This window comes from Streptomyces sp. NPDC054842 (assembly GCF_053611025.1).
The window spans coordinates 1-16,265 of sequence record NZ_JBSGZN010000035.1 but is presented as its reverse complement, the minus strand read 5'-3'; the positions used below and the strand labels follow the sequence as shown (position 1 = coordinate 16,265).

The following is a 16,265-nucleotide window of genomic DNA, read 5'->3' as shown; positions in this document are numbered from 1 at the left end:
ACGGAGCGGCCGGATAGCATCTGGCCTCGATGGACACCGAAGCACAGCCTGTGGAGCGCGACCGCTCCTCCCGCCCTGGTGAGTCCGAGGAGAACTCGGACCCGGAGGGCGCGGAGGGGCGGTCGCGTTCTGCGTTGGCGGACCGGGTGGCCGACCGGCTCCCGGGCGGCCGCCTCACCCTCACCGTGCTCGTCTGCCTGCTCTTCCTGCTGCTCCTCTCCACCTTCGTGATGCAGCCGTTCCAGATTCCGAGCGGTTCCATGGAGCGGGGATTGAGGATCGGGGACCGCGTTCTCGTAAATAAGTTGGCGTACCGTTTCGGTGCCGAGCCGCGGCGGGGCGATGTCGTGGTGTTCGACGGCACCGGGTACTTCGGGGACGCCGACTACGTGAAGCGCGTCGTCGGGGTGGGCGGCGACCACGTGGTCTGCTGCGACAGGGAGGGGAGGGTGGAGGTGAACGGCCGGTCGGTCGACGAGTCGGCGTTCCTCTTTCCGGGGGACCGTCCGTCCGACGTGCCCTTCGACGTCGTGGTGCCCGACGGGACCCTCTTCCTGCTCGGCGACCACCGCGGCGACTCCAGCGACTCCCGCGACCACCTGGGCTCGCCGGGCGGCGGCATGATCCCGGTCGGCGAGGTCATCGGCCGGGCCGACTGGATCGCCTGGCCCGCCGGCCACTGGACCCGCCTCGACCGACCCGGCGCCTACGCGCGCGTGCCCGCCGCGGACGGTGCCCATGGGTAACCGTGGGAAACCCCGCGGCGCCCCCGGCAGCGCCGCCGACAACCTGCTGCCCACCGGATCCCGGCGGGCCGGCGGCGCCGCCCGCCCCGGCCGCGCCGAGCGGCGCAGACTGGCCCGCAAGGTCAAGCGGCGCAGGCGCCGCTCCGCCATCAAGGAGATCCCGCTCCTGGTGGGCGTGGCGGTCCTCATAGCGCTGGTCCTGAAGACGTTCCTGGTGCAGGCGTTCGTGATCCCGTCGGGCTCCATGGAGAACACGATCCAGATCGGCGACCGCGTCCTCGTCGACAAGCTCACCCCCTGGTTCGGTTCCAGGCCCCAGCGCGGTGACGTCGTCGTCTTCAAGGACCCGGGCAACTGGCTGGAAGGCGAGCAGACCGTCAAGAAGGACGACCCGATCGTCGTCAAGCAGGTCAAGGAAGGGCTCACCTTCATCGGGCTGCTGCCCTCCGACAACGACAAGGACCTGATCAAGCGGGTCGTCGCGGTCGGCGGCGACACCGTCAAGTGCTGCGACAAGCAGGGCCGCGTGACCGTCAACGGGATGCCGCTGGACGAGTCGTACATCCACCCGGACAACAAGCCCTCCGCGTTCGCGTTCTCGGTCACCGTGCCGAAGGGCCGCCTCTGGGTGATGGGCGACCACCGGGCCAACTCGGCCGACTCCCGCTACCACCGCACCGAGAAGTACGGCGGCACCGTCTCCGAGGAGTCCGTCGTCGGCCGGGCCATGGTCATCGCCTGGCCCGTCGGCCACTGGACCCGCCTGAAGGAACCGGACACGTATGCCTCCGTGCCGACGGGGTCGACCACCGCTCTCGGCCCGTCGCATAGGGTGGCTCACGCGGATCGATACGGATTGATCCCGCTCCCGAGCCCTGCGGAACTCCCGCTCGTTATGGGAGTGGTGGGCCTGCGCCGGATGCGACGCGGGCGGCGGCACGGACTGAGGAGTGGATGTGGGGGACTTGGCGGTCGGCGCACGATCCGGACACGAGGGCCCGGAGGAGCGACCGGAGCGGCCCGGCGGTGCGGCTTCCCCGGCAGACGACGTCGCGGACTCCGCGAGTGACTCCGCGGACGGCGGCGGTACCCACGACCAGGACGGCGGGACCGGGCAGGGCCGGCCCAGGAAGCAGCGCTCCTTCTGGAAGGAGCTCCCCCTCCTCATCGGTATCGCCCTGGTGCTGGCGCTGCTGATCAAGACCTTCCTGGTGCAGGCGTTCTCGATCCCCTCGGACTCGATGCAGAACACCCTCCAGCAGGGCGACCGGGTCCTGGTCGACAAGCTGACCCCCTGGTTCGGCTCCGAGCCCGAGCGCGGCGAGGTCGTCGTCTTCCACGACCCCGACAAGTGGCTGGCGGGCGAGCCCACGCCGAACCCGAACGCCGTGCAGAAGGCGCTCAGCTGGATCGGCCTGATGCCGTCGGCCGAGGAGAAGGACCTGATCAAGCGGGTCATCGGGGTCGCCGGCGACACCGTCGAGTGCAAGGGCAGCGGCCCGCTCAAGGTGAACGGCAAGGCGCTCAACGAGGAGTCCTACGTCTTCGCCGGGAACACCCCGTGCAGCATCGACGACCAGGGCGGCCAGTTCAAGGTGAAGGTGCCCGAGGGCAAGATCTGGGTCATGGGCGACCACCGTCAGAACTCGCTGGACTCCCGCTACCACCAGCAGGACGCCAACAAGGGCTTCGTGCCCGTGGGCAACGTGGTCGGCCGCGCCATCGTGATCGCCTGGCCCCCCACCCGCTGGGACACCCTGCCGGTTCCCGACACCTTCGACCAGAACCTGAGCGCCGCCGTGGCTCCCGGGGCGCTCGGCCTCGCGGGCGCCGCTCCGCTGGTGCTGTGGCGCCGCCGCCGTCTCACGGCCGCGGACTCCAGGGTTTCTGGGCGGCGTACCGCCGGGTAGGGTGCCGTCCCAGATCGCCGATCTTCCAAGGCCCGCGCCGGGCCGCGAGATCGATTCTCCGAGTTGGGGAGCACTGGGATGAGCAGGACGACAGGTCGTACGGACGAGGGCCGCGGACGGCTCGGCAGCACGCTGTCGGGACTGGCCGTGGCCCTCGGCTGTGTGCTCTTCCTCGGGGGGTTCGTCTGGGGCGCGATCGTCTACCAGCCGTACACCGTGCCGACGGAGTCCATGACGCCGACCATCGCGGCCGGTGACCGCGTCCTGGCCGAACGGGTCGACGGCGACGAGGTCCGGCGCGGTGACGTGGTCGTCTTCAAGCAGAAGACCTGGGGCGACATGCCCATGGTCAAGCGGGTCGTGGCGGTCGGCGGGGACACCGTCGCCTGCTGCACCGACGACAGGCTGACGGTCAACGGCAAGCGGATCGAGGAACCGTATCTGCCCAAGGGGCAGGCCGCGGAGTCGAAGAAGATACCGGCGATCCAGGTCCCCGAGGGGCGGCTGTTCCTGCTCGGCGACGAGCGCAGCGGCTCCCTGGACTCGACGGCCCACCTCACCGAGGCCTTCAACGGCACGGTGCCGCGCAGCGCGGTGAAGGGGCGGGTGGACGCCGTGGTCTGGCCGATGGACGGCATGCTGGAGCGGCCCACCGGCTTCGAGACCCTCGGCGCGATCTCCTCGCCCGGCCCGCTGCGGCCGGTGCTCGCCGCGGTGGTGGCCGGCGCGGTGCTGGTCCTCGGCGGGGCCGCCTACGGTCCCGTCGCCAAGCGCGCCGGGCGGCGGGGCCGCGCCCGGACGGAGCTCGCCGGTGCCCGCTGAGCCGTCGCCCGGCGGACCGGCCCCGGACGTGTACGAGGGCGGGCTGCGCAAGGTCGCCCGGGTGGTGCTGCTCGACCCGCGGGACCGCATCCTGCTGTTGCACGGGCACGAGCCCGGGGATCCGGCCGACGACTGGTGGTTCACGCCCGGCGGCGGTCTGGAAGGCACGGAGACGCGCGAGGAGGCCGCTCTGCGGGAACTCGCGGAGGAGACCGGCATCACCGAGGTCGAACTGGGTCCGGTGCTGTGGCGGCGGCGGTGCTCCTTCCCGTTCGCCGGACGCCGCTGGGACCAGGACGAGTGGTACTTCCTGGCCCGTACGGCCCAGACGGCGACGGTCGCCGCCGGGCTGACGGAACTGGAACGGCGCAGTGTCGCCGGAGCGCGCTGGTGGACGTGCCGGGAACTGACCGAGGCACATGAGACGGTGTATCCGACCAGACTCGCCGGGCTGCTGCGCAGGCTGCTCGACGAAGGTCCCCCGGCCAGGCCCGAGGTCCTCGACACCGAAATCGTCTAGGGGCTCGCGGGGCTGGCGCACAATGGGGGGACGCACGGCTGAAGGGGAACATGCCATGAGCGCCGAGGACCTCGAGAAGTACGAGACCGAGATGGAGCTGAAGCTCTACCGGGAGTACCGCGATGTCGTCGGTCTGTTCAAATACGTGATCGAGACCGAACGGCGCTTCTACCTCACCAACGACTACGAGATGCAGGTGCACTCGGTCCAGGGTGAGGTCTTTTTTGAGGTGTCCATGGCGGATGCCTGGGTGTGGGACATGTACCGGCCTGCTCGTTTCGTGAAGCAGGTACGGGTCCTCACCTTCAAGGATGTGAACATCGAAGAACTGAACAAGAGCGACCTGGAGCTGCCCGGCGGCTGAATGCGGGGCTGAATCCCGGCTGGACCGGTGGGGGGTCGCTCGTGCGGGTGACGCGGTTGTCCACAATCGAGCGGCCGTCCACCAAGATCCAACAGAGCACCGCCGCGGCCCCAGTGTGGGTGCCGGAGGTGGTGCCCACATGAACACGCATCTGGCACGCGGCGCACTCGGCAGGTACGGCGAGGACCTCGCCGCGCGGCGGCTGACCGATACCGGGATGACGGTCCTGGCGCGCAACTGGCGCGCCGGCCGGACCGGTGAGATCGACATCGTGGCCCGGGACGGCGACGCGCTCGTCGTCTGCGAGGTCAAGACCCGCAGGGCGGGTGCCTTCGAGCACCCCATGGCGGCCGTGACGCCCGTGAAGGCGAGGCGGCTGCGGAGCCTCGCCGAGCGCTGGGTCCAGGAGCACGGCGGAGCCCCGCCCGGCGGTGTCCGCATCGACCTCGTCGGCGTCCTCCTGCCCGACCGCGGCGCGCCCGTCGTGGAGCACGCGCGGGGGGTGGCCTGATGGGATTCGCGCGTACGTGTGCGGTCGCACTGGTCGGCGTGGAGGGCGTCGTCGTCGAGGTGCAGGCCGATCTGGAGCCGGGCGTCGCGGCCTTCGCCCTCGTCGGCCTGCCCGACAAGAGCCTCACCGAGAGCCGCGACCGGGTGCGGGCCGCCGTGGTGAACTCGGGCGCCGCCTGGCCGCAGAAGAAGCTCACGGTCGGCCTGAGTCCCGCGTCCGTCCCCAAGGGCGGTTCGGGCTTCGATCTGGCGGTCGCTTGCGCGGTGCTGGGAGCCGCCGAGCGGATCGATCCCCGGGTCCTCTCGGACATCGTGATGGTCGGCGAGCTGGGACTCGACGGACGGGTGCGCCCGGTCCGCGGCGTGCTGCCCGCGGTCCTCGCCGCCGCCGACGCGGGATACGAGCAGGTGGTCGTCCCGGAGTGCGCCGCGGCCGAGGCGTCCCTCGTCCCGGGGATCTCCGTGCTCGGCGTCCGCAGCCTGCGCCAGCTCATCGCCGTCCTCACCGACGAGCCGGTGCCCGAGGAGACCCCGGACGAGCAGGGCAGGCCGGATCCGCTGCTGGCCGGCCTGCGCGTACCCGGCACGGGCGAGGCCACCGGCCTGTGCGGCGTCGCCGTGCCGGAGCACGACCAGGGCGACGACCTGGCCGACGTGGTCGGCCAGCTGTCGGCGCGCACGGCGATGGAGGTCGCCGCGGCGGGCGGCCACCACGTCTTCCTGCAAGGACCCCCGGGCGCGGGGAAGACCATGCTGGCCGAGCGGATGCCCGCCCTCCTGCCCCGTCTGAACAGGCAGGAGTCCCTGGAGGTGACGGCCGTCCACTCGGTGGCCGGTCTCCTCCCGCCGGGCCGGCCACTGGTCGACGTCCCGCCCTACTGCGCGCCCCACCACTCCGCGACCATGCAGTCACTCGTCGGCGGCGGAAAAGGGCTGGCGCGGCCCGGAGCGGTCTCGCTGTCCCATCGCGGGGTGCTCTTCCTGGACGAGGCCCCGGAATTCAGCGGGTTCGTCCTGGACGCGCTGCGCCAGCCCCTGGAGGCGGGACACGTGGTCATCGCCCGGAGCGCGGGAGTGGTGCGCTTCCCCGCGAAGTTCCTCATGGTGCTCGCGGCCAACCCCTGTCCCTGCGGGCGCTTCAGCGTGGGCGGCGATCTCTGCGAGTGCCCGCCCTCGGCCATCCGCCGCTACCAGTCGAGGCTCTCCGGGCCACTCCTCGACCGGGTCGACCTGCGCGTGGAGGTGGAGCCGGTGACCCGTGCCGAACTGACGGCGCGCGGCGCCCGCGGCGAGACGACGCGCACCGTCGCCGACCGGGTGCGCGCGGCGCGCGAGCGGTCGGCCACGCGCCTCGCCGGGACCCCGTGGCACACCAACAGCGAGGTGCCGGGGCGGGAGCTGCGCGGTCGCTGGCAGGCGGTGCCGGGAGCCATGGACGAGGCCGAGCGAGGACTGGAGCGGGGGACCCTGACCGCCCGCGGCCTGGACCGGGTGCTCCGCGTGGCCTGGACCGTCGCCGACCTCTCGGGCCACGACCGGCCGGACGCCGGGGACGTCGCCCTCGCTCTGCAACTGCGCACCGGCGTCCCCCGGGGCGTGCCCATGATGATCGGCGCGCGGTCGTGACGGACGAGGAGCGGCTCGCCCGGGTCACCCTCTCCCGGGTCCTCGAACCGGGCGACGAGACGGGCGGACGCTGGGTGCGGGAGTCCGGCGCCGTGGAGGTGGCCCGCCGCCTGGTGGACGGCGGCGACCCGCTGCCGGGAGTCACGTACACGCGCTGGGAGGGGCTGCGGGGCCGGGCCGCCCGCGTGTGCCCGGAGGGGGACCTGGAGCGTGCCGGGGAAGCCGGAGTGCGGTACGTGTGCCCCGGTGACGGCGAGTGGCCCGCACAGCTCGACGACCTCGGGGACGGCAGACCCGTCGGACTGTGGGTGCGGGGCCGGCCCAGCCTGCGGATGTGGGCGCTGCGTTCCGTCGCCGTCGTGGGCGCCCGCGCCTGCACCGAGTACGGCGCCCACATGGCGGCCACCCTGGGCGCGGAGCTCGCCGAACGCGGCTGGGTCGTCGTCTCGGGCGGCGCGTACGGGGTGGACGGCGCCGCGCACCGGGGCGCACTGGGAGCGGGCGGCGCCACCGTCGCCGTCCTGGCCTGCGGCGTGGACCGGCCCTACCCGCGCGGCCACACCCAGTTGATCACCCGGATCGCCGAACAGGGCCTGGTGGTGGGGGAGTTGCCACCCGGCGAGCACCCCACGCCCAGCAGATTCATCCAGCGGAACAGGATCATCGCCGCGCTCACCCGGGGCACGGTCGTCGTCGAGGCCGCGTACCGCAGCGGCGCCCTGGTCACGGCCCGGGCCGCGCTCAGGCTCGGCCGGTTCACGATGGGGGTGCCGGGGCCCGCCACCAGCGGTCTGTCGGCGGGCGTCCACGAACTCCTGCGCGGAGAGGCGGTCCTGGTCACCGACGCCGGGGAAGTGGTCGAGCTGGTCGGGGACATGGGCGAGCTGGCCCCGGAGCGGCGCGGACCGGTGCTGCCGCGCGATCTGCTGCACCCGGCGGCCCGGCGGGTGCTCTCCGCGCTGCCCGGCCGGGGCACCGCCACCGCGGACCTGATCGCGCGCGGCGCGGCGACGACGGGGGACGACGCGATCGGGAGACTGTACGAACTCCGAGCACTTGGTTTCGTCGAACGACACGGCGACGGCTGGAAGTTGACACGCCAGGCGATGACCTCCGTTCACGAAGGTCACGGTCGGTGTTGACCCGGTGCGTTCGGCCGTCCGGGCGATCCCCGACAGCCTTGGCAATTCCCATAGTTGACGTCTCCCGGTGATCACACAGTGCGACGGACGGACGTCGGAGCGGGCACGCGGGACCCTCCTTCGCGTGCGGGTGATCCCCGGCCCTTCGCTCACTGCGACACCTCAGTCACGCTACGCTCACCAGGATTCCGACGCGGACAGGCAACTCGGCATCAGTCCGACAGCTCACCCACGCACACCCAGTACACGGCAGAACGGCACAAGGCGACGAATGCCCCAGCACACCTCCGGGTCTGACCGGACGGCGGTTCCCCCCGCCGCCCGCGGCAGCGTGCGTCCGCCCGCACCCTCGACGGTCGAGGAGCTGTGGCGGTCGTACAAGGCGACCGGGGACGAGCGGCTGCGGGAACAGCTGATCCTGCACTACTCGCCCCTGGTGAAGTACGTGGCGGGGCGGGTCAGCGTCGGGCTGCCGGCCAACGTGGAGCAGGCGGACTTCGTCTCGTCCGGGGTGTTCGGGCTGATCGACGCGATCGAGAAGTTCGACATCGAGCGGGAGATCAAGTTCGAGACGTACGCGATCACGCGGATCCGCGGCGCGATGATCGACGAGCTGCGTGCGCTCGACTGGATCCCCCGCTCGGTGCGCCAGAAGGCGCGCAGCGTGGAGCGGGCGTACGCGACGCTGGAGGCCCGGCTCAGACGTACGCCCTCCGAGGGCGAGGTCGCCTCGGAGATGGGTGTCGGCGTCGACGAACTGCACGCGGTGTTCAGCCAGTTGTCGCTGGCGAACGTCGTCGCCCTGGAGGAGCTGCTGCATGTCGGGGGCGAGGGCGGCGGCCGGCTCAGCCTCATGGACACCCTGGAGGACACGGCCGCCGACAACCCCGTGGAGGTCGCCGAGGACCGGGAGCTGCGGCGGTTCCTGGCCAGGGCGATCAACACGCTGCCCGACCGTGAGAAGACCGTGGTGACCCTCTACTACTACGAGGGCCTCACCCTCGCCGAGATCGGCAACGTCCTCGGGGTGACCGAGAGCCGGGTGAGCCAGATCCACACCAAGTCCGTGCTCCAGCTGCGCGCGAAACTGGCGAGCTTCGGGCGTTGAGGTGGGGTGCGGGTGGGGGTGCCTGCCGTGGGGCGTTGAGGTGGGGGTGCGGGTGCGGGTGCGGGTGCGGGTGCTGCGGGCTGCTGAGGTGGGGTGGGCGGCGCTGGTCGCTGGCGGGGTGGGCGTTGCAGGGCGCTGACACGGGGCGGGCCGCTCCTCAGGGCCGCCGGGGCGGGGCGGGCGCGGCTGGTTGCTGAGATGGGGCGGGCGTCGCGGGCCGTGAAAGTGGGGTGGCGGCGCTGGTCGCTGAGGCGGGCGGACTCCCGTGAAGAGGCCCTCTTCCGGGCCCTGTGCGGGGGCCGACGGTCAGGGAAGGGTCACTCGGCGCCCCTTACGTGGGCGGCCGGCGGCGGGGCCTGTCGGCGGTCTGCGCTCGGCCGGGTGGGCGGAGTGGCTCCCGTCCTCGGCGGTCCGTCCGTAAAGTGGTTGACGTGCCAAGGATTCGAGCGGCCTCCGTGGCCGAGCACCGGTCGATGCAGCGAGCCGCCCTGCTGGACGCGGCACGGTCCCTGCTGTCCGAGGGCGGGACGGAAGCGCTGACCTTCCCGGCCCTCGCCGAGCGGACGGGACTGGCCCGGTCCTCCGTCTACGAGTACTTCCGGTCCCGTGCGGCCGTCGTCCAGGAACTCTGCGAGGTCGACTTCCCCGTCTGGGCGGCCGAGGTGGAGGCCGCGATGGCGGCGGCAAGCGGACCCGAGGGCAAGGTGGAGGCGTACGTCCGACAGCAGCTGGCCCTGGTCGGCGACCGGCGCCACCGGGCCGTGGTCGCCATCTCCGCGAGCGAGTTGGACGAGGGCGCCCGGGAGAAGATCCGCGCGGCGCACGGCGGGCTCGTCGCCATGATCGGGGAGGCGTTGCGGGCCATGGGGCACACGGAGCCGCGTCTCGCGGCCATGCTGCTTCAGGGCATCGTCGACGCGGCCGTACGGCGGATCGAGCTGGGAGCGGCCGAGGATCCCGACGCGATCACGGACGCGGCGGTGGCGATGGCTCTGCGGGGCGTCGGAGGCTGAGGGAGTCCCCGGGGTTGTCGGGGTCGTTCCCTGGGTTCGCTAGGTTCCCGAGGTTGTCGGTGGCGGGCTGGGATGCGCGGTCCTCCATGGATGAGGGCTGGCGGGGGATGTAGTGCTCCACGGACTGGGGAGCGTGGGGTGTCCCGGGCCGTTCGTGTGGCAGCTGGGCAGCTGGGCAGTCGGGCGGCTGGGCGGTTGGGCGGTCGGCGGGGGCGCCGGGGGCCCGTATCTGGCGGTCCCTCCCCGGTGCCTGGCGGTCCCCTCCCGGTGCCTGGCGATCCGCCCGGTATCTGGCGGCCCCCTCCAGTGACCCGGGCTCCCGTCTCACGGGACCGGGACCGGGACCGGGAGTAGGCGGGGTGGGGCTCCGCGGAGGAGCCAGGGGGGCAGCAGCGACAGGGGATTCACGTAGGTGGCGCCTCGCAGGAGACCCCAGTGCAGGCAGGCCGTGGCGCAGTGCGAGTCCGTCGCCGACCCCAGGGTGCCCAGGACGGCGCCCGCCGCCACCTCGTCGCCCTTCTTCACCGAGGGCTCGACAGGGCCGTACGTCGTGCGCAGGGGCGAGTCGCCCGTCCCCGACAGTTCGACCGAGACGACTCCGCGTCCCGCCACCCGGCCCGCGAAGGAGACCCGGCCGGGGGCGACCGCCCGTACGGGGTCACCCGGTGCCGCGGCCAGGTCTACGCCCCGGTGGCCACGGCCGTACGCCGTGACAGGGGGGTCCCAGCCCCGTAGAACCAGCGGGCGCGGACCGGGGCGCCCGTCCAGGGGCCAGGTGCGGCCGACCGCCGGCACGGAGAGGTCCATCCCGGGCACCCTGGGCACCTCGGGCGGTCCCGGTGGACCGGTTGCGCCCGGCGTTCCGGACAGTCCAGCGAACCGGGCTGTCCCCTGCACACCAGGCGGTTCCGGCAGGCCGGCTACGCCCGGCGCTCCGAGCAGTCCCGTGAACCGGGCTGTCCCAAGCACCCCGGGCGGTCCCGGCAGGCCAGCCGCAGCCGACGTCGTGAGCCTTCTCGGCCCGCGTGGCTGACCCGCCATCCCTACCTTGCCCGCCGACTCCGAACCTCCCGGCAATTCCAGCCTCCCCGCCCGTCCCGGCGTATCCACGCTCCCTGTCGTACTCGGCGGGCCGGCCGCCCCCCGCTCCCCGGCCGCCATGACGACCCCGGACTCCAGCGGGCCCCCGGACTCCCGCAGGCTTCCAGCCCCCGGCCTCTCGTGGCGCTCCGCCGATCCCGGTCGGACCGGAGTCCTTTCCAGCCCCGTCCCTCTCCGGACCGGAGTTTCTGCCGGCCCCGGCCTCGGCCCGGAGGGAGTCGTTGTGGCTGTGGTGTGGATGAGGGGGAGGGCTGGTGGGGGCTGGGCTTCGGTGGGGGGTGTCGTCAGGGCGGGCAGTAGGGCCAGCCACGTGAGGGCGCGTCGTGTCGCTCGCATGCGAGAACCGTCCCGCACCTGGGCGGATCATGACCGGGATCTGTGGAGTACCCGCCGGTTGTGGACATCGGCGTCACCCGGCGCTCCGCGGGTCCCGTACACTTCTTGTGGCGATCCGGGTCACCGGGTCGACTTCGCACGCCCCGCATCCGGCCCACGTCATCCGACGAAAGCCGGTGTCAGCGCCCCTCGGTCCTCAGTGGCAAGGCGCATCGCGGGCGTCAGGCGCGAGTGCCGTCCGGCACACGCGGCACAACCGAGAACCTCAAGGAGAACGGCCATGGCCGTCGTCACGATGCGGGAGCTGCTGGAAAGCGGCGTCCACTTCGGTCACCAGACCCGCCGCTGGAACCCGAAGATGAAGCGCTTCATCTTCACGGAGCGCAACGGCATCTACATCATCGACCTGCTCCAGTCGCTGTCGTACATCGACCGCGCCTACGAGTTCGTCAAGGAGACCGTCGCCCACGGCGGCACGGTCATGTTCGTCGGCACGAAGAAGCAGGCGCAGGAGGCCATCGCCGAGCAGGCCACCCGCGTCGGCATGCCCTACGTGAACCAGCGCTGGCTGGGCGGCATGCTCACCAACTTCTCGACCGTCTACAAGCGTCTGCAGCGCCTCAAGGAGCTCGAGCAGATCGACTTCGAGGACGTCGCCGCCTCCGGTCTGACCAAGAAGGAGCTTCTCGTGCTCTCGCGCGAGAAGGCCAAGCTGGAGAAGACCCTCGGTGGTATCCGCGAGATGCAGAAGGTGCCCAGCGCCGTCTGGATCGTGGACACCAAGAAGGAGCACATCGCGGTCGGTGAGGCCCGGAAGCTCAACATCCCGGTCGTCGCCATCCTCGACACCAACTGCGACCCCGACGAGGTCGACTACAAGATCCCGGGCAACGACGACGCGATCCGCTCCGTCACCCTGCTCACCCGCGTGATCGCCGACGCCGTCGCCGAGGGCCTCATCGCCCGCTCCGGCGCCGGCAAGGCCGAGGGTGACAAGGCCGCGGGCGAGCCGCTCGCCGCGTGGGAGCGCGACCTGCTCGAGGGCGAGAAGAAGGCCGACTCCGAGGACGCCGCCGCCGAGGCCCCGGCCGCCGAGGTCCAGACCTCCGCCGAGACCGAGAAGGTCGCCGACGCCGAGCAGGCCGAGGCCCCCGCCGCCGCCGAGGCCACCACCGAGGCTCCGGCCGCGGACGCCGAGCAGGCCTGACCCTCACCCTTTCGGGTTGTCGAACGGCGGGGGCCCACGAAGCCCCCGCCGTTCGGTCCGTAGATCTTCAGACTTCGAGAGAGATTCCAGGAATCATGGCGAACTACACCGCCGCCGACGTCAAGAAGCTCCGTGAGCTCACCGGCGCCGGCATGATGGACTGCAAGAAGGCGCTGGACGAGGCCGACGGCAACGTCGACAAGGCCGTCGAGGCGCTGCGCATCAAGGGCCAGAAGGGCGTCGCCAAGCGCGAGGGCCGTTCCGCCGAGAACGGCGCCGTGGTCTCCATCATCGCCGACGACAACACCTCCGGTGTGCTCGTCGAGCTGAAGTGCGAGACGGACTTCGTCGCCAAGGGCGAGAAGTTCCAGGCCGTCGCCAACCAGATCGCGCAGCACGCCGCCGCGACGTCCCCCGCCGACATCCAGGCGCTGCTCGCGTCCGAGATCGAGGCCGGCAAGACCGTCCAGGCGTTCGTCGACGAGGCCAACGCCAACCTGGGCGAGAAGATCGTCCTGGACCGCTTCGCCCAGTTCTCCGGCGCGTACGTCACCGCGTACATGCACCGCACCATGCCCGACCTGCCCCCGCAGATCGGTGTCCTGGTCGAGCTGGACAAGGCCGACGCCGACCTCGCCAAGGGCATCGCGCAGCACATCGCCGCCTTCGCGCCGAAGTACCTCTCCCGTGAGGACGTTCCGGCCGAGGTCGTCGAGTCCGAGCGCCGCGTCGCCGAGGAGACCACCCGCGCCGAGGGCAAGCCCGAGGCCGCTCTCCCGAAGATCGTCGAGGGTCGCGTCAACGGCTTCTTCAAGGAGGCCACCCTCCTCGGTCAGCCGTACGCGCTCGACAACAAGAAGTCCGTCCAGAAGGTCCTGGACGAGGCCGGTGTCACCCTGAAGCGCTTCACGCGCATCAAGGTCGGCATCTGAGTCCGTACCGCGATCGACGCGCGACCCCGCTAGGGTCGACAGCAGTCGTCCGCGTACGCCGGCACGCGTGCGTGCGTGACGGACGACAGCAGATCTGACGAGGAGGCCATTGCCGCGTATGGGAGCCAACACCCCACCGGCAATGGCCTTCTTCGTATGTGCGACACGTAAAGAGGCGAGATCTTCATGACCACCACCCAGGCCGACAACGGCGAGAAGACCGACGACGGCAAAGGCACCGGACGCTTTCTGCTGAAGCTTTCCGGTGAGGCGTTCGCCGGTGGCGGCGGACTGGGCGTCGACCCCGACGTGGTGCACAAGATCGCCCGTGAGATCGCGGCCGTCGTGCGCGGCGGCGCGCAGATCGCGGTCGTCATCGGCGGCGGCAACTTCTTCCGCGGCGCGGAGCTCCAGCAGCGCGGCATGGACCGGGCCCGGTCCGACTACATGGGCATGCTCGGCACGGTCATGAACTGCCTGGCCCTCCAGGACTTCCTGGAGAAGGAGGGCATCGACAGCCGCGTACAGACCGCCATCACCATGGGACAGGTCGCCGAGCCCTACATCCCGCTGCGCGCCGTGCGCCACCTGGAGAAGGGCCGTGTGGTCATCTTCGGCGCGGGCATGGGCATGCCGTACTTCTCCACGGACACCACCGCCGCGCAGCGCGCCCTGGAGATCGACGCCGAGGCCCTGCTGATGGGCAAGAACGGCGTGGACGGGGTCTACGACTCCGACCCGAAGACGAACCCGGGGGCCGTCAAGTTCGACGCGCTCGGCTACGGCGAGGTCATCACCCGGGACCTCAAGGTCGCGGACATGACCGCGATCACGCTCTGCCGCGACAACAAGCTCCCCATCCTGGTCTTCGAGCTCCTGGCGGAGGGCAATATCGCGCGGGCGGTCAAGGGTGAGAAGATCGGCACACTCGTGGGTGACCAGGACAGCCGGGCCTGACCGGGGACGGACCCCGACGGGGCACGCGCTCCGGCGGGAACGCATCCCGACGGGGTACGCACCCTGGTGGGGATGGACCCTGACCGGGGGATGGACAATGTCCTGCCGGTCGGGAACCGTGCAGGAACAAGACGCGACGCAGCCGGCCGCCGACCCCGACGAGGAACAGCTGCCGGGCCTACTCAAGACACGCAGGAGCAAGTGGTGATCGAAGAGACCCTCCTCGAAGCCGAGGAGAAGATGGAGAAGGCCGTCGTGGTCGCCAAGGAGGACTTCGCCGCGATCCGCACCGGCCGTGCGCACCCGGCGATGTTCAACAAGATCGTGGCGGACTACTACGGTGCGCTGACGCCGATCAACCAGCTGGCCTCTTTCTCGGTGCCGGAGCCGCGCATGGCCGTGGTGACCCCGTTCGACAAGAGCGCGCTGCGCAACATCGAGCAGGCGATCCGTGACTCCGACCTCGGGGTCAACCCGAGCAACGACGGCAACATCATCCGGGTGGTGTTCCCCGAGCTGACCGAGGAGCGCCGCAAGGACTACATCAAGGTCGCCCGGACCAAGGCCGAGGACTCGAAGGTGTCCATCCGCTCCGTGCGCCGCAAGGCCAAGGACGGGATCGACAAGCTCGTCAAGGACGGCGAGGTCGGCGAGGACGAGGGCCGCCGTGCGGAGAAGGAACTCGACGACACCACCCACAAGTACGTGGCCCAGGTGGACGAGCTTCTCAAGCACAAGGAAGCGGAGCTTCTCGAGGTCTGATGAACGACTCTTCCTGGGGAGCGCCGCCACAAGCCGGGTACTGGGGGCCTTCCGCACAGGGGCCTGTCCAGGGGGCAGCCCCGGCGGGTCCCACGTACGATGCGCATGACGCCCAGCAGACTCGCCCCATGCCCATCGTGCCCGAGGTACCCGCATACGGCGGAGACCAGGATGACGACCGGGGGGCCGCTCGGCTGAGCGGCCCCTTGTTCCGCGACGAGACACCATCGGCGGCGCCCTACGCGGGTCCGTCGCACCACCCGCAGAGTCCGCAGGAGCCCATGCCCAGCGCCGCCCACCAGCCAGCGCCCGCACCTCAGAAGAAGAGTGCGGGCCGTGACCTGGGCGCGGCCATAGGAGTGGGCGTCGGACTCGGTGCGGTGATCATCGCGTCGCTGTTCGTCGTCAAGGCCGTGTTCATCGGGGTGATAGCGGTCGCCGTGGTGGTGGGCCTGTGGGAGCTCACGTCACGGCTGTCCGAGCGCAAGGGCATCAAGGCGCCTCTCGTGCCGCTCGCGATCGGCGGGGCGGCCATGGTCGTCGCCGGCTATGTGCGGGGCACCGAGGGCGCCTGGGTGGCGATGGCGCTCACCGCGCTCGCCGTCCTGGTCTGGCGGATGACGGAACCCCCCGACGGGTACCTCAAGGACGTCACGGCCGGGGTCTTCGCCGCCTTCTACGTGCCGTTCCTCGCCACGTTCGTCGCCCTCATGCTGGCGGCGGACGACGGTCCCTGGCGCGTTCTGACGTTCCTGCTGCTCACCGTCGTCAGCGACACCGGCGCGTACGCCGTCGGCTGGCGCTTCGGCACGCACAAGCTGGCGCCGCGCATCAGCCCCGGCAAGACCCGCGAGGGTCTCGGCGGCGCCATCGCCTTCGCCATGGCGGCCGGTGCGCTGTGCATGCAGTTCCTGATCGACGACGGCCACTGGTGGCAGGGCCTGCTCCTCGGGCTCGCGGTCGCGGCCAGCGCCACGCTCGGCGACCTCGGCGAGTCCATGATCAAGCGGGACCTCGGCATCAAGGACATGGGCACGCTCCTGCCGGGGCACGGCGGCATCATGGACCGGCTGGACTCGCTCCTGCCGACGGCGCCCGTGGTGTGGCTGCTGCTGGTGCTCTTCGTGGGCTCCGGCTGACCTCGCGTCCCGCACGCCGCTGATCCTCTGTTCCACACGAAGAGGGGGCCCGCCGTCCACAGGACGGCGG

The 16,265-nt window shown here is 71.4% G+C and carries 17 protein-coding genes; 16 read left to right on the top strand and 1 reads right to left on the bottom strand.

What is annotated here, in order from left to right; translation table 11 throughout:
- Nucleotides 1–29 precede the first annotated feature (29 nt).
- The 11 genes from lepB (ACWGIS_RS25180) to ACWGIS_RS25130 all read left to right on the top strand — a co-directional run bounded on the left by lepB (ACWGIS_RS25180) (nucleotide 30) and on the right by ACWGIS_RS25130 (nucleotide 9,761).
- Entirely contained in the window at nucleotides 30–746 is a 717-nt protein-coding gene (lepB, locus tag ACWGIS_RS25180) for a signal peptidase I (protein WP_453364722.1), read from the top strand.
- The gene (gene lepB / locus ACWGIS_RS25175) at nucleotides 739–1,815 is read left to right on the top strand and encodes a signal peptidase I (protein WP_453364721.1); all 1,077 of its coding nucleotides are present in this window, start codon (nucleotides 739–741) and stop codon (nucleotides 1,813–1,815) included. The genes lepB (ACWGIS_RS25180) and lepB (ACWGIS_RS25175) overlap by 8 nt, the downstream gene beginning before the upstream one ends.
- A complete protein-coding gene (lepB, locus tag ACWGIS_RS25170; protein WP_453364720.1) occupies nucleotides 1,703–2,656 on the top strand; it encodes a signal peptidase I in 954 nt (317 codons plus the stop codon). Before lepB (ACWGIS_RS25175) ends, lepB (ACWGIS_RS25170) begins: the two co-directional genes overlap by 113 nt.
- A gap of 78 nt (nucleotides 2,657–2,734) precedes the next feature.
- Nucleotides 2,735–3,478 (top strand): signal peptidase I, encoded by a 744-nt coding sequence (gene lepB / locus ACWGIS_RS25165; protein WP_453364719.1) that lies wholly within the window; start codon nucleotides 2,735–2,737, stop codon nucleotides 3,476–3,478.
- Nucleotides 3,468–3,998: an NUDIX hydrolase gene (locus ACWGIS_RS25160; RefSeq protein ID WP_453364718.1), complete on the top strand. Its 531-nt coding sequence runs from the start codon at nucleotides 3,468–3,470 to the stop codon at nucleotides 3,996–3,998. The genes lepB (ACWGIS_RS25165) and ACWGIS_RS25160 overlap by 11 nt, the downstream gene beginning before the upstream one ends.
- Nucleotides 3,999–4,053: 55 nt before the next feature.
- Nucleotides 4,054–4,362 (top strand): DUF2469 domain-containing protein, encoded by a 309-nt coding sequence (locus ACWGIS_RS25155; protein ID WP_003965949.1) that lies wholly within the window; start codon nucleotides 4,054–4,056, stop codon nucleotides 4,360–4,362.
- A gap of 139 nt (nucleotides 4,363–4,501) precedes the next feature.
- On the top strand, nucleotides 4,502–4,873 hold the full coding sequence (locus tag ACWGIS_RS25150; RefSeq protein WP_453364717.1) for a YraN family protein: 372 nt from the start codon (nucleotides 4,502–4,504) through the stop codon (nucleotides 4,871–4,873).
- Complete coding sequence (locus tag ACWGIS_RS25145; protein WP_453364716.1) at nucleotides 4,873–6,498, top strand: YifB family Mg chelatase-like AAA ATPase; 1,626 nt, start codon at nucleotides 4,873–4,875, stop codon at nucleotides 6,496–6,498. Before ACWGIS_RS25150 ends, ACWGIS_RS25145 begins: the two co-directional genes overlap by 1 nt.
- The gene (gene dprA, locus ACWGIS_RS25140) at nucleotides 6,495–7,640 is read left to right on the top strand and encodes a DNA-processing protein DprA (RefSeq protein WP_453364715.1); all 1,146 of its coding nucleotides are present in this window, start codon (nucleotides 6,495–6,497) and stop codon (nucleotides 7,638–7,640) included. The genes ACWGIS_RS25145 and dprA overlap by 4 nt, the downstream gene beginning before the upstream one ends.
- Before the next feature lie 271 nt (nucleotides 7,641–7,911).
- Nucleotides 7,912–8,748 (top strand): RNA polymerase sigma factor WhiG, encoded by an 837-nt coding sequence (whiG, locus tag ACWGIS_RS25135; protein WP_355792683.1) that lies wholly within the window; start codon nucleotides 7,912–7,914, stop codon nucleotides 8,746–8,748.
- A 455-nt stretch (nucleotides 8,749–9,203) separates the two neighbouring features.
- Nucleotides 9,204–9,761 (top strand): TetR/AcrR family transcriptional regulator, encoded by a 558-nt coding sequence (locus tag ACWGIS_RS25130; RefSeq protein ID WP_453364765.1) that lies wholly within the window; start codon nucleotides 9,204–9,206, stop codon nucleotides 9,759–9,761.
- A gap of 324 nt (nucleotides 9,762–10,085) precedes the next feature.
- Here the strand turns inward: ACWGIS_RS25130 and ACWGIS_RS25125 are convergent, their stop codons facing one another.
- Nucleotides 10,086–10,658 carry a murein hydrolase activator EnvC family protein gene (locus tag ACWGIS_RS25125; protein WP_453364714.1) on the bottom strand — a complete coding sequence of 191 codons (573 nt, stop codon included), beginning with the start codon at nucleotides 10,656–10,658 and terminating at the stop codon, nucleotides 10,086–10,088.
- 820 nt (nucleotides 10,659–11,478) lie between these two features.
- On the opposite strand from ACWGIS_RS25125, the gene rpsB reads away from it, so the two are divergent.
- From rpsB to ACWGIS_RS25100, 5 genes are all read left to right on the top strand, one after another.
- Nucleotides 11,479–12,405, top strand: coding sequence for a 30S ribosomal protein S2 (rpsB, locus tag ACWGIS_RS25120; RefSeq protein ID WP_453364713.1), 927 nt, complete (start codon nucleotides 11,479–11,481; stop codon nucleotides 12,403–12,405).
- 95 nt (nucleotides 12,406–12,500) lie between these two features.
- The gene (gene tsf, locus ACWGIS_RS25115) at nucleotides 12,501–13,337 is read left to right on the top strand and encodes a translation elongation factor Ts (RefSeq protein ID WP_355779964.1); all 837 of its coding nucleotides are present in this window, start codon (nucleotides 12,501–12,503) and stop codon (nucleotides 13,335–13,337) included.
- A gap of 186 nt (nucleotides 13,338–13,523) precedes the next feature.
- Nucleotides 13,524–14,294 (top strand): UMP kinase, encoded by a 771-nt coding sequence (pyrH, locus tag ACWGIS_RS25110; protein WP_355779967.1) that lies wholly within the window; start codon nucleotides 13,524–13,526, stop codon nucleotides 14,292–14,294.
- Nucleotides 14,295–14,498: 204 nt separating this feature from the next.
- A complete protein-coding gene (gene frr / locus ACWGIS_RS25105; protein WP_453364712.1) occupies nucleotides 14,499–15,056 on the top strand; it encodes a ribosome recycling factor in 558 nt (185 codons plus the stop codon).
- The gene (locus tag ACWGIS_RS25100; RefSeq protein ID WP_453364711.1) at nucleotides 15,056–16,195 is read left to right on the top strand and encodes a phosphatidate cytidylyltransferase; all 1,140 of its coding nucleotides are present in this window, start codon (nucleotides 15,056–15,058) and stop codon (nucleotides 16,193–16,195) included. The genes frr and ACWGIS_RS25100 overlap by 1 nt, the downstream gene beginning before the upstream one ends.
- Nucleotides 16,196–16,265 lie beyond the last annotated feature (70 nt).